Annotated in this window: 13 protein-coding genes and 1 tRNA gene; 3 read left to right on the plus strand and 11 right to left on the minus strand. The window is 60.5% G+C overall.

The features are described from left to right. Positions 1-65 precede the first annotated feature (65 nt). The 5 genes from yihA to rpmH form a co-directional block, all read right to left on the minus strand. The gene (yihA, locus tag EOA85_RS12765; protein WP_127209662.1) at positions 66-725 is read right to left on the minus strand and encodes a ribosome biogenesis GTP-binding protein YihA/YsxC; all 660 of its coding nucleotides are present in this window, start codon (positions 723-725) and stop codon (positions 66-68) included. Then, positions 722-1,360: a CatB-related O-acetyltransferase gene (locus EOA85_RS12770; RefSeq protein ID WP_127209663.1), complete on the minus strand. Its 639-nt coding sequence runs from the start codon at positions 1,358-1,360 to the stop codon at positions 722-724. The genes yihA and EOA85_RS12770 overlap by 4 nt, the downstream gene beginning before the upstream one ends. Before the next feature lie 256 nt (positions 1,361-1,616). Beyond that, complete coding sequence (yidC, locus tag EOA85_RS12775) at positions 1,617-3,440, minus strand: membrane protein insertase YidC (RefSeq protein WP_095517503.1); 1,824 nt, start codon at positions 3,438-3,440, stop codon at positions 1,617-1,619. A gap of 13 nt (positions 3,441-3,453) precedes the next feature. Further along, a complete protein-coding gene (rnpA, locus tag EOA85_RS12780) occupies positions 3,454-3,807 on the minus strand; it encodes a ribonuclease P protein component (protein ID WP_095517502.1) in 354 nt (117 codons plus the stop codon). Between the two features lie 16 nt (positions 3,808-3,823). Then, positions 3,824-3,958 carry a 50S ribosomal protein L34 gene (gene rpmH / locus EOA85_RS12785; protein ID WP_008833937.1) on the minus strand — a complete coding sequence of 45 codons (135 nt, stop codon included), beginning with the start codon at positions 3,956-3,958 and terminating at the stop codon, positions 3,824-3,826. Between the two features lie 304 nt (positions 3,959-4,262). Between rpmH and EOA85_RS12795 the strand changes: the two genes are divergently transcribed. Then, entirely contained in the window at positions 4,263-5,750 is a 1,488-nt protein-coding gene (locus EOA85_RS12795; RefSeq protein WP_127209665.1) for a HAMP domain-containing sensor histidine kinase, read from the plus strand. Between the two features lie 150 nt (positions 5,751-5,900). After that, positions 5,901-5,977: transfer RNA gene (locus EOA85_RS12800), tRNA-Arg, on the plus strand. Between the two features lie 297 nt (positions 5,978-6,274). On the opposite strand, the gene EOA85_RS12805 is transcribed toward EOA85_RS12800, so the two are convergent. From EOA85_RS12805 to EOA85_RS12830, 6 genes are all read right to left on the minus strand, one after another. Further along, complete coding sequence (locus tag EOA85_RS12805) at positions 6,275-7,234, minus strand: YeeE/YedE thiosulfate transporter family protein (RefSeq protein WP_127209666.1); 960 nt, start codon at positions 7,232-7,234, stop codon at positions 6,275-6,277. Next, a complete protein-coding gene (locus EOA85_RS12810; RefSeq protein ID WP_065011600.1) occupies positions 7,231-7,527 on the minus strand; it encodes a hypothetical protein in 297 nt (98 codons plus the stop codon). The genes EOA85_RS12805 and EOA85_RS12810 overlap by 4 nt, the downstream gene beginning before the upstream one ends. A 193-nt stretch (positions 7,528-7,720) precedes the next feature. Next, positions 7,721-8,227, minus strand: coding sequence for a peptide-methionine (S)-S-oxide reductase MsrA (msrA, locus tag EOA85_RS12815; RefSeq protein ID WP_065011599.1), 507 nt, complete (start codon positions 8,225-8,227; stop codon positions 7,721-7,723). After that, complete coding sequence (msrB, locus tag EOA85_RS12820) at positions 8,224-8,673, minus strand: peptide-methionine (R)-S-oxide reductase MsrB (protein WP_127209667.1); 450 nt, start codon at positions 8,671-8,673, stop codon at positions 8,224-8,226. The genes msrA and msrB overlap by 4 nt, the downstream gene beginning before the upstream one ends. A gap of 251 nt (positions 8,674-8,924) precedes the next feature. Continuing rightward, positions 8,925-9,998 (minus strand): HlyD family secretion protein, encoded by a 1,074-nt coding sequence (locus EOA85_RS12825; protein WP_127209668.1) that lies wholly within the window; start codon positions 9,996-9,998, stop codon positions 8,925-8,927. Further along, positions 9,995-11,563: an MFS transporter gene (locus tag EOA85_RS12830; protein WP_127209669.1), complete on the minus strand. Its 1,569-nt coding sequence runs from the start codon at positions 11,561-11,563 to the stop codon at positions 9,995-9,997. Before EOA85_RS12830 ends, EOA85_RS12825 begins: the two co-directional genes overlap by 4 nt. A gap of 388 nt (positions 11,564-11,951) precedes the next feature. Here EOA85_RS12830 and EOA85_RS12835 point away from each other — a divergent pair, with 388 nt between their 5' ends. Further along, on the plus strand, positions 11,952-12,563 hold the full coding sequence (locus EOA85_RS12835) for an NAD(P)H-dependent oxidoreductase (protein ID WP_127209670.1): 612 nt from the start codon (positions 11,952-11,954) through the stop codon (positions 12,561-12,563). Positions 12,564-13,064: the final 501 nt, after the last annotated feature.

Here is a 13,064-nt window from a genome sequence, read left to right on the forward strand (position 1 = left end):
CTGTAGGTTGTTGTTTTATGCATGTCGTTATCGCAAAACCGCTGCACACTTTTGCGCGACATGCATTAGCCGCCACTGGCCGCCAGCACGATCGCCGCGCGCAATTCCTCAAGGCCCTCGCTCTTTTCCGACGACGTGGCGAGAACGAACGGAAACGCGGCCGGCCGCTTCTTGATCTTGCGCAGTGTCTCTTCGATCAATCGCGGCACGCCGGCCGCCTTGATCTTGTCGGTCTTGGTCAGCACGATCTGGTAGGAGACGGCCGCCTTGTCGAGCAGCGACAGCACTTCGTCATCCCTGGACTTGATGCCATGGCGGGCGTCGATAAGCACATAGACCCGCTTCAGCGTGACCCGGCCCTTGAGATAGTCGAAGACGAGTTTCGTCCAGTTGTCGACCTTCTCCTTGGGCGCGGTGGCGTAGCCGTAGCCCGGCATGTCGATCAGCGCCATCGGCGGCAGGTCGGCGCCTTCGCCGGAAAATCCACCCGGAACGAAATAATTGAGTTCCTGCGTCCGCCCCGGCGTGTTGGACGTGCGCGCCAGCCCCTTCTGATTGACCAGGGCGTTGATCAGCGACGATTTGCCAACATTCGAGCGGCCGGCAAAGGCGATCTCCGGCGGCCCCTCCGGCGGCAGGAACTTCATTGCCGGCACGCCGCGGATGAAGATCCACGGCCGCGTGAACAGCTCGATGCCGATCACGGTCTTGTTCAACGCGTTCAAACCGCTGCCTCCAGAAGAGAAATATCGGCGCCACGAATGGCATTGAGGTTGCGGCTGATCTTTTCCACCGGCCAATCCCACCACGCCGCCGCCAAAAGCCGCCAGATGGTCCTGTCGTCGAACCGCATCTTCACCACCTTGGCCGCATTGCCGGCGACGATCGCATAGGGTGGCACGTCATGCGTCACCACCGATTTTGCCGCAACGATGGCGCCATGGCCGATCGTCACGCCGGGCAGGATCGCCGCTTCCATGCCGATCCATACATCATTGCCGAGCACTGTGTCGCCGCGCAATTCCTTCGACCAGTTAGCCGGGTCGAAACCCTCATCCCAGCCATGACCGAAGATGTTGAACGGATAGGTCGAAAAGCCGGACATGGCATGATTGGCGCCGTTCATGATGAAGCGCGCGCCCTCGGCGATGGCGCAGAACTTGCCGATGATCAGCCGGTCGCCGATGAATGGATAATGATGCAGCACGCACCGCTCGGCGAATTTGTCCGGCCCGTCCGGATCGTCATAATAGGTGAAGTCGCCGATCTCGATGTTCGGCGCCGTGACCAGTCCCTTCAGGAAACCGACGCGGGTATGCATCGGGATCGGGTGCTTGATGTTGGGGTTGGGTCCGATCATGGTGTGGCTCCATCGCCGAAAAACAGGCAAGGTCAAAATAGCGCGATCCGCCCGGCAGCCAACCGCGTGCGCAGCGGATCATCCTTACCTGTTCATCGACGGAGCGCTCCTGAAACGACAGCGAGCTTATAGGGATGTGTCGCGGCGGCGTCTACCGCCGGGCCGACGGGTTTCGCCGCTCGCCGGCGGCTCGGCTCGTCCCAACAAAAAAGCCCCGGTCCGGGGCTTTTCTGGATTCACAAAAAGCGAGCGCCTTCTATTCCGCCGGCGACGGTTTCTTCCGGAACAGCGCGACCAGATTGTCCCACAATTCGATCTTGGCGCCCTGCCGCTTCATGATCACGCCTTGCTGGATGATCGAAAGCAGATTGTTCCAGGCCCAGTAGATGACGAGGCCGGCCGGAAAACCGGCCATCATGAACGTGAAGACCACCGGCATCCAGGTGAAGATCATGGCCTGTGTCGGGTCCGGCGGCGTCGGGTTCATGCGCATCTGCAGGAACATGGTCAGGCCCATGATCAGCGGCCAAACGCCGATCATCAACATGTCCGGCAGAGCGATCGGAATGAGGCCGAACAGGTTGAAGATCGAGGTCGGGTCGGGCGCCGCCAGATCCTGGATCCAGCCGAAGAACGGTGCGTGTCGCATCTCGATGGTGATGTAGAGCACCTTGTAGAGCGCGAAGAAGACCGGAATCTGCAGCGCCACCGGCCAGCAGCCGGCGAGCGGATTGATCTTCTCGGTTTTGTAGAGCTCCATCATCGCCTGTTGCTGCTTCATCTTATCGTCCGCGTATTTCTCGCGGATCTCGAGCATCTTGGGCTGCACCTTCTTCATGTTCGCCATCGACGCGTAGGACTTGTTGGCGAGCGGATAGAAGACGGCCTTGACGACGACGGTGGTGGCCAGGATCGCCAGGCCGAAATTGCCGAAGAATTTGTACATAGTGTCGATCAGGTAGAACATCGGCTTGGTGATCCAGATGAACCATCCCCAGTCGATCAAACGGTCGAACAGCCTGATATGGCGATCTTCCGCATAGGCGTTGACCTTGGCGACTTCCTTGGCGCCGGCGAAGATTTCGGTCTCGACCGTCGCCGACTGGCCGGCATCAACGGTGATCGGGTCGGTGAGGAAGTCGGCTTGGTAGCGCGGGCGGCCGTCCTCGAAATAAGCGTAACGCGGCTGGAACGGCTGCTTCTCGGTCGGCACCAGCGTCACCGCCCAGTATTTGTCGGTGATGCCCAGCCAGCCATCGGTCGACTTGCCCGGCGTGTACTGCTTGTCCTCCTCGACGGCCGCGTATTTGTGTTCCTGCAGGCCTTCCGTGCCGGTGACGCCGATCAGCCCTTCATGCAGCACATAGATGCTGGCAACGGCAGGCTTGTCGAAGCGGGTGACGCGGCCGTAATTCGACAGGGTGACTGGGGTTGAGCCTGAATTCTGCACCGTGTCCGAGACCGTGAACATATAGTCGCTGTCGACGGAGAAGGTGCGCTTGAAGGTCAGGCCCTTGTCGTTGGTGAAGCTCAGCGTAACCGGGGTCGCCGGCGTCAGCGTCGCATTGCCATCGACGGTCCACACGGTTTCCGGGCCCGGCACCGTGCCGGTCTTGTCGCTGCCGACAAATCCGATCTCGGCATAGTAGCCAGTGGGCAACGCTGCCGGGTTGAGCAGTTCGATCTCGGGCGAGTTTTTGTCGACCGTAAGCGTGTAGTGCTTGAGCTTGAGGTCGTCCAGACGGGCGCCGGTGAGATTGATCGAGCCCTCCAGGCTCGGCGTGTCGATCCTGACGCGCTTCGTCGACGCCAGCGCCTGCTCGCGGCCGGCAGGCGTCGCGCCATCGGTCCCCGGTGCATTGGGTGCATTAGGAATTGCGCCTTGCTGCGGCACCGGCGTTTCGCTGCTGCCAGGACTGGCGCCTTCGGCCGCCTTCTTCTGCTCCGCAATCCGCTGCTCTTGTATACGGGCCGCCTCGCGTTGCGCCTCGCTGTAAGGCATCACGTAAAAATACTGCCAAAGCGACAGGATCAGCACCGACAGCGCGATGGTGATGAAGAAGTTCCGGTTGTTTTCCATCGAAAGCCTTGGCCTATCGTGTTCCGCGCAGTCTGCGGGAGAGTTCGGCCTTCAACTGGCCGAACGGAATGGTAAGCACATCTTCGCGCCCCACGATGACATAGTCATTGCCAGGCTCCATGTCACCCGCGGCATGCGTGCGCACGGCTTCTCTCAGCCGCCGCCGGATGCGGTTGCGGACGACTGCATTGCCGACCTTCTTGGTGACCGTATAGCCGACGCGAGGCGCCTCTGCGTCGCTGCGGCCCAGAACCTCGACGAGAAAAAGCCGCCCGCGGCGCTTCTCGCCACGCCGGACAGCCAGGAATTCCGCGCGTTTCAGAAGCCGCTTGGGATGTGCTCCCACTGGCTTGCCGGTTGCGGGCAACGATCTCGTCTTCCGTTCAGGCGCTGAGCCGCTTGCGACCGCGGTTGCGGCGGGCTGCGACGACGCCACGACCACCCTTGGTGGCCATGCGGGCACGAAAACCGTGCCGGCGTTTGCGGACGAGTTTGGACGGTTGGTAAGTACGCTTCATTTGTTTTAATACCGCGGGGTGCGGCCCTTCTTGATTCTGTCACTCTGTAACAGGAGCTTTGCCGGGCCGGCTTTGGCGCGATCGAAACCGCGCCGGAACGAATGGCCCGAGCGTGAGCGGGCTTATAGAAAGAAGGGTTTTGGAAGTCAATCCGGCGCCGACATCCGGCACCTCAGCCGATTGGCTGAGGTGTGGTGGTCGAAGTCTTGGCGGTATCATCCCGTATTGGGACGAAGGATGAAATTGGCAAAAAAGCCGCAATGGCCTAATCTCGTTTGATCAAGCGATCGTGAAGAAAAGCAGCATGAGTGAAATCCCATCCGCGGAGGAAAGGACCGATCGGGCGACCGCGGCCGCCCGGAGGGTGCCTTTGTCGCGTGGATTGTCGACAAAGCTCCTGCTGCTCACCATCGTCTTCGTGCTCCTGGCCGAGGTCCTTATCTTTCTGCCCTGGATCGCCAGCTACCGGCTGAGTTGGCTGAAGGAGAGGCTGAGCACCGCTGCGGCCGTCTCGATCGTGTTGGTGCAGGGAGAGCCCGCCTCGCTGTCCCGCGCCGCCCAGAACGACGTGCTGATGGCGATCGGCGCCAAGGCGATCGCCGTGCGCGACGGCGGCGTCTCGCGGCTTCTGGTCGTGGCTGAGATGCCGCCGCACGTCGATGAGCATATCGACATCGCCAATGTCGGCCTGGTCGAGGGCATGACCGGCGCTTTGGACACGCTGTTTTTCGGCGGCGAGCGGATGCTGCGCGTTTTCGGCCCGGTCGGCGACAGCGACAAGGAATTCGAGTTGATCATGCCCGACTACAGCCTGCGCGATGCCATGCTCATCTATTCGCGCAACGTCGCCTTCGTCTCGCTGCTGATCTCGCTGTTCACCGCCATGCTGGTCTATGCCGCAATAGACCTGATCATGATCGGCCCGATCCGGACGATGACGCGCTCGATGCTGGCCTTCTCCGAGGCGCCGGACGACCCCGGGCGGATCATCCGCCCTGCTGCCCGCGCCGACGAGATCGGCGTTGCAGAGCGCGAGCTCTCGCAGATGCAGGAGCGGCTGCAAAAGATGCTCTCCGAGCAGAAGCATCTCGCCGACCTTGGCCTCGCCGTGTCGAAGATCAACCATGATATGCGCAACATCCTGGCGTCGGCGCAGCTGATGTCGGATCGTCTGCGCCAGGTCAAGGACCCGACCGTGCAGGCCTTCGCGCCGAAACTGCTGCGGGCGCTCGATCGTGCCGTGTCCTATTCGGAAGGTGTGCTCGCCTATGGCCGCACCCAGGAGCCGCCGCCCTCGCGCCGCAGGCTTAGGCTGCGCCAACTGGTCGACGACGTCCACGGCCTGCTCGACACCGAAGGCGGCATCGAATTCGTCAATGCCGTCGATCTGGCTTTCGAGGTGGATGCCGATTCCGATCAGCTTTTTCGCGTGCTCACCAATCTTTGCCGCAACGCCGTGCAGGCGATGGCGGCGGACGCGGAAAGTGCGGTGGTGCGCCGGCTGGAGGTGTCGGCCGAGCGCGTCGGCAGCGTCAGCCGCATCACCGTCACCGACACCGGCCCCGGCCTGCCGCCGAAAGCGCGCGAGAACCTGTTCGCGGCGTTCCGCGGCTCGGCCCGCAGCGGCGGCACCGGGCTCGGCTTGGCAATCGCCTATGAATTGATCCGCGCCCATGGCGGCACGGTGGAGCTTGTCGAAAGCAGAGGCGGCCGCACCACCTTCGCGGTAACCATTCCCGACCAGCCGGTCCGGCTCGACCAGGCCCGCAACGGCCTGCGCCGCCCGGCCTGATCCTTGCCCACCCGATCCTCGTCAACGCACGAACAACAAAACTTTTGCCGGATCGGCTTGCTTTTCGGAAATTCAGTCGCTAGGGAACACGTCACATCGCGGCCGGTCGTTAAGGATCGGATCGCGGGCCATGCAAGCATGGCCTGTTGCGCGCCCGTAGCTCAGCTGGATAGAGCACCAGACTACGAATCTGGGGGTCAGGAGTTCGAATCTCTTCGGGCGCGCCATTGTTTCAATGACTTAGCAGCACGCCGCAGACTAAAATCACCTAATTAGTCTGCGATTTAGTCTGCGGACTCCTCACCGCAGCCACTATGGCTCGACAACTTGGCCACTCTTACGGATTGAGCTCCTGCTCCTTTGGTTCAGTCACGTTCGCTCGAGTCGGGGCTGTTGTAGGGTAGTTCGGCGCCCGCCAAGATCGCGCTCATGGCTGACACACGATCGAGCCCCTGGCGGAAACGTACGACATGCGCGCGCGGCTTTGACCCCTCACATCATTCGGCGGAGGTAATAGGGACACGTCATGACCAAGGCTTTGCCATGGAACCGAATTTTGCGATGAGAACGGCGAGCGTCGCAGCGAAAAGTACATAAGCAAGCACGGCCTGCCATGCTCCCATGGGCAAACCAATCATCAGCAGCGTATCGTTCCCGCCGGGAATAAGCAGCGCACCCAATCCCATAAGGATACCCGCAAGCGTTCTCCCGATTGCAGTCTTGACTGTCGGCCATTTCAGCGTGAAGCGCCGCTTCATAAATCTTGCGGAAGCAAAGCTGCCCGCGAACATGCAGACAGAGATCACGGCGCCAGCGACAGGTATCGAAACGACCGATCCGATCGGTGCTGTGATCGAGAACCCGGGTTCGAAAATTGCCACCAGCGTAAAGGTGATCCCGATCGCTCCCATCGACAGGGTCAGCCGCATGAAGTTGGAATCGGACCTTCGTGATACACCGAACCTCAGCGCCAGAACGGCCAACAGTGCAAGTGCGATAAGCGCCGGCCCAACCGGCAGCGAAGCACTTGTAGGCGGCTGATCCGGAACCAGGTCGAACAGAGATTCGGCGTAAAACACCGCAAGGATGCCGAGAAACGCGAATCCGAAGTCAATTTCGCCATTTCCTATATGCCCAACCGAGCCGAACACGCATGCACCGTTCAGATACGTACCAAGCCCGAACAACATGGTTGCCGGAACCAGATAGATGAGTGGCAACCAACCTTGCGGCATCATCGGCGACGCTTTGAGGATTGCGTAGACGAGCGCTGCCAACACGGCGCCCTCGACGAGCACGATGAATCGCGCCGGCCTCTTCTCCGAGACCAATTCCCTCGTGGCAATGACTGTGCAGATCGATCCCTGGTTAAGGGCGAAGCCGAGGACAAATCCCAACACCCCCAGTAAAGCAATACCCGCCCAAGTATCCTTGCTTGCTTCCGCAAGGCTCGACCCGGATATGTTCATGAGGAGTTCGCTCATTTGGCAACCGGAATCGCCCCCGCTGAGTTTGCGGAGAAGCCGCGGACGAAGTCGATCACCTTGGCCGAAGACATTTCGCACGGCCGCAGGTGAACCTCGCCCGCCGGGGTATGATAGAGATTGAAGCTGACGATGTCGCGGCCCCCGAGTTCACGGGCGAACAGTCTCGTGCAGCCAGTCGACCGGTCGATGGTGACACCATAGGCCGATCCGCCATAGCTGCCCCGTGCGAAGCCATTGGGAAGTCTTCCAAGACTGTCGAGGAAAGCCGAGAGCTCATCTGCTTTGGTCATCTCTGCCTTTAACCTTGCCTCTCGTTTGATCATCCGATGAGCTCTGCTGGTGTGCTTGTAGGCGAGAAGTGGAACTCGGCCTGCTGCAAACCTCTTGCCTGAATGCCTTCGATCAGAACCGGCCGCATCGACGAGGCACGACGGAATGTGTATCGGCTCCCCGTTATTTACGGATGCAGACGAGCTTGCCCGGCTATTCGGCCGCGGCCCGCCGGGGCAGCACCCAGTCCGAGCGCGGGTAGTGGCAACTGTAGCCGCCGGGGTAGCGCTCCAGGTAGTCCTGGTGCTCCGGCTCCGCTTCCCAGAAGTCTCCCGCCGGCTCCACCTCGGTCACCACTTTGCCTGGCCACAATCCCGAAGCGTCCACATCTGCGATAGTGTCTTCGGCTATCCGCCTCTGCTCATCGTCCGCGTAGTAGATCGCGGACCGGTAGGAACTTCCGTAGTCGTTGCCTTGTCGGTCCCTCGTGGTGGGATCATGAATCTGGAAGAAGTACTCCAGTATTCGACGATAGCTGATTTTCGATGGGTCGAAGATGATCTCTATGCCCTCGGCATGGTTGCCGTGATTGCGGTAGGTCGCGTTGGGCGCGTCGCCGCCGGTATATCCGACGCGGGTGCGGACGACGCCCGGCAGCTTGCGGATCAGGTCCTGCATGCCCCAGAAGCAACCGCCCGCCAGAACAGCTTTCTCGGTCATTCTAGATCTCCCTTTACGAGGTTGAGGTAGGCGCCGTAGCCCTCGGCCTCCATTTCGTAGCGCGGAATGAAGCGCAACGCCGCGGAATTGATGCAGTAGCGCAACCCACCCTGGTCTTCGGGACCGTCGGGAAAGAGATGGCCAAGATGACTGTCGCCATGCACCGAGCGAACTTCGGTGCGGATCATACCATGCGAGTCGTCTCGCAGTTCGTTGACGTTTGCCGCCTCGATCGGTGTCGTGAAGCTCGGCCAGCCGGTTCCGGAGTCGAACTTGTCGGTAGAGGAAAACAGCGGTTCGCCGGAAACGACGTCGACATAAATGCCCGGCTCCTTGTTGTCATGATACTCCCCTGTGAAGGGGCGCTCAGTTCCATGCTCCTGGGTTACGCGATACTGCGCCGGCGTGAGCTTGCTGACCGCTTCCTTGGTCTTTGCGTATTTCATCACCTGCTCCATGATTTCGACGTTGGGTCCAAATTTCGCGGGACGTCACGGGGTTGCCAAGGCGGATGTTCAGCCTTTGCACAACAGATGCAACAACAGCTGCCACTATGCTATTGCACGAAGGTGTTGGCGATACTTTCGCATCGGCTTGCATGACCAGCGGGCGGTCCGACGGGAGGTACGGGTATCAAGAATACACGGCAAGTGCCGACCGGAGCAGCCATTGGCGACCAAACATCGGGGGAGCAGCCTTAGCGCTTGGAAGCACCAACCCGCGCAATGGTCAGGTCTTGGGTTCCGGAGGACAAAACCACCAGAGCCGACATGCCGGGCCGCAGACGATCGAGTTCGGGTTGCCCTGGATCGAAGGTGATCTTGACCGGTATACGCTGGACGATGCGGGTGAAATTACCGGTTGCGTTGTCGGGCGGCAGGAGCGCGAACTGCGCCCCGCTGGCCGGCGACAGACTCTCGACGCGCCCCTCGAATTCTCTCCCGGGGATGGCGTCGATCGAGATCGCCATACAGTCTCCAACCCGCAGCCCCGCAATCTGCGTCTCCTTGAAATTGGCTGTGACCCAGAAATTTCGGGGCACGACCGCAACCAGCAGGGTACCTGCGCGGACGTATTGCCCGACCCTGGCCTGGCGTTCACTCACCCAACCGTCAGCGGGCGACCGCACCATGGTACTTTCAAGTTCGATCTCGGCCAGCTCAAGAGCCGCCGTCGCTGCGGCGATGTCGGCCTCGATCTGCGGGCGCTGGGTCTCGAGCACCTGCATCTGCTGCCGAGCCGCAGCCAGGTTTGCCTGGAATTCGGCGATCTTCGCGCGCGCCCGTAGATGGTCCGCCTCCGTTTGGTCGCTTATTGACTGCGAGGCCCAACCGCCTGTGGTCAGTTTCTGAGCACGCTCGAAATCGCGCGCGGCGCGGTTGGCGTCGGCTTCGGCGCCTTGTAGAGCGGCGATTGCCTGTTCAATAACAACGCGCTGCAAGTCGATCCGGCTCGATAGATTGGCGAGCAAGGCGCGCTGCATGGCCACTCCGGCTGCAGCTTGGTCAACCCGAGCGCGATAGTCGCGGTCATCAATCCGGAACAGGATGTCCCCAGCTTTCACCGCCTGGTTATCACTCACGGCGACTTCGATGATGTAGCCGCCGACCTTCGGACTGATGGGCGTGACATCACCGCGCACATAAGCATTGTCGGTCGACGTCGAACTGAGAACCGTGAGCCATCGGCCCGGCTGTAACGAAGTCGCCGCAGCGGCGAACACGGCTCCTGCTACGAGAAGACTGCTCAATCCGGCGCTTAGCAGATTCATGGTTGCGCTCCTGCGCCACCGCTCAGCGGCCGCAAGGGTGGCGAGCGGCCGATCGCGACGGTCGCGATTGCACCGATCAACAACATGGCGACGACCAGAAGGAAGGCCTCATTGAACGCCAGGACCCACGCCTCGCGTCGTGCGGTCGAAGACAAGAGCGCGACCGCGCGGGCTGTCGTGCCGTTGTCGTCGACAAGCCGGTTCGCGAGCGCTCCCGCGACGGTTGTCAGACGATCAGCATCGAGGGTGTGGTAGAGCGAAATGTTCTCGGTAATGACGTTGGAGTGAAACTTTTCACGCTCGCCGACGAAATGCGACACCAAGCCGACGCCAAGGGTGGCGCCTCCGAGCGTCGTTGCGTTGAAAGCAAGCGAAGCCGTCGGAAGGTCTGTAGGCTTCAGCACTGAAGTGCCGACGACCATGGCCGGAACAAGAAACAGCAATTGGCCGATCGAAAAGACCACGAGCGTCAGACGGAATTGATCGGCGGCGAAGAGCGCGGTGCCGTCGAGCAGCAACGCGGCCCCGACGGCGCACAGCGCAAAGCCGAATGTCATGACCGTGCGCATCTCGAAGCGATGCATGAGATGCCAGACTAGCGGCAATGCAACGAACTGCGGGATTGCCGCCCACAGCATCAGCCCAGCGATCTCTAAGGGCCGATAGCCTTGAATTACCGCAAGGAACTGCGGAACGAGATAGGAGGTCACAACCAGGCTGACGCGAAACACCAGGTTGAGCGCGATCGGAATTCCGAATTTTCGTGTAACCAGCAGCTTGGGGGATATGATCGGCAACGGCGAGAACCCCACCAGAAATCCGAATCCGGCCCAGGCGGCGATCGAACCTGTTGTGCCCCAAAAGATCGTTTCGTGCTCGAACCAGAAACGTCGCGTGCCCTGACTGAGCACGAGAGTTAGCGTCGCCAATGCAAGCGACAGCAGGGCCAGGGCGAACCAATCGGTCTTGAGGGCCGACCAATCTGGTCTTTCCTGATGTGGCGCCCAGATGTGCGCAGCGAGGGCCAAGGTCGCACCGATACCGGCCTGGATCACGAACAGAGTCTGCCAGCCAAAACTGTCTTCGACAAAGCCGGCGATGACCGGTCCTAGCGAGCCGGGGAACAGAAGCACGAAAGCGAGCAAAGTCACGCCGAACGGAAGGCGCGGCCCGCCCGTAACCATAAAGACGGCGACGAATGCCGCAGGACCGAAACCGCCGGCCACAAACCCCTGGATCGTGCGTAGTGCGATCATCACCTGGAGGTCGGGGGCTGTGGTGCAGGCCAACGCGGTGACGGCAAAGGTGGTAGAGCTCACCACGAGATATCGGCGGATGCCAAAAAATTTGATAAAAGGGCCCGAGGTGACGATCCCCGCAAAACTGGCCATCGTATACACCGTCAAGATCCACGACGCCTCGTCGGGTGTGGAAAAGAGGCCACCTTGGACGTCGGCGATAGTGGTCGACGGGAACTGCGCCGAAAGGCCAATGAACAGTGACCCGCCCAAGCCGGTAGCAAGAAACAGAACCCTACTTGGTGTCAGCGCATTCTGCATCGTCATGATGGTGAAGCCACCGCATCTCTTTCCTCGCACTGGTGATCCCCAACGCTATCGCCTAGCCGCATGAAGTCTATTGTATGAAGGTGTCGCCGATACTTTGGGATCGCTTGACGACGTGCAACTGCCGTCAGAGAGACTCCGGCGCTCCGGGGTTGGCCGGAAGCCGACATTTGCTTGCCACCTACCAGCGGGTTCGTCGTTCGGTGAACGCCCCGGCAGTCAGATCTCAACATCCGCTGCCCAGCAACAGAACCGATCCGATAGTATCGCCGATACTATCGAGCAATAGATTTGTCTCTGTTGAGAGCCGATTTCTGTACCGCACTCCAAGGATACAGCGGGGTCAATTCCCTTCCCCGGAAAATTCGCTACCAATAGGAGATCAACCATGCCCCATAAAATCGCTGTTCTGGTGGGAAGCCTCCGCGCCGGTTCGCTCAATCGGAAGATCGCCGAGCTGCTTGTCCGGCTGCGACCCAATGAACTCAGCCTTGAGATTGTCGGGATCGCTGATCTGCCGTTCTACAATGAAGACATCGAGGAGAACGCGCCGCCGGAGTGGCAGGAATTCCGCGAACGCATCAAAGCGGCAGACGCCGTTCTCTTCGTGACGCCGGAGTATAACCGATCCGTTCCGGGAGCGCTCAAGAACGCAATTGATGTGGGGTCCCGTCCATATGGAGCAAGCGTGTGGAACGGAAAGCCAGGTGGGGTGATCACGGCTTCGCCGGGCGCAATCGGGGGGTTCGGGGCCAATCACCACCTCCGCCAGATGTTCGTTTTCCTCAACGTCCTAGTCATGCAGCAACCTGAAGCCTACTTGAGCCACGCTAGCGAAATCTTCGACGAGAGTGGGGCACCGGCAGATGAGAGGACTCTGGAATTTCTCACCAATTTCCTTGACGCTTACGCCCAGTGGGTGACGGCGTGTCTTAGCCATGCAGATGTCGGCCAGAAACGTTCAAACTCACACGCTAGCCGCACCTTGGTGAGCGCTTGAAAGCCCGCGAAGGCGATGTCAAGTGACAAGTATCGGGCGGAAGACGTCTCCCGCTCGGTGTTTGAACCTGCGACGATGTAGGCCCCGGCGCCCTCTGGCAGTCGGCGAGAACCATGCCGATCAGTTCGCGATAGCGGCACGGACATGTTGGGTAATCGTTTCAATCGATTCATCCAAGCGTCACGCTGTGGGCCAAACCGCTCCGCTCAGCGCTTCTTGAACTCTGGACTCCGTCCCTCAGAGTGAATGGCCTGGCGCCGTTAAGGCGAAACGCCATCTGGCCGGCAGATGAGCTGACAGCTAACACCTGTTGCGAACTCGTCCACGCGCGGCCCACGTCGGCTGCCTGGTTTCGGATTGGATCGTTACTTCACCAAAGCCAACACGAAAGTATTGCCGATACTATCGTGCAATAGATTTTCCGCCACTGACAGTCGATCTGTACGTCACGTCCCGAATTGATCGAAGGCAGAGGAGGCTCGGATGCCAGCAATGTCGTTA

The organism is Mesorhizobium sp. M5C.F.Ca.IN.020.29.1.1, assembly GCF_003997375.1.
Classification (GTDB): Bacteria; Pseudomonadota; Alphaproteobacteria; order Rhizobiales; family Rhizobiaceae; genus Mesorhizobium; species Mesorhizobium wenxiniae.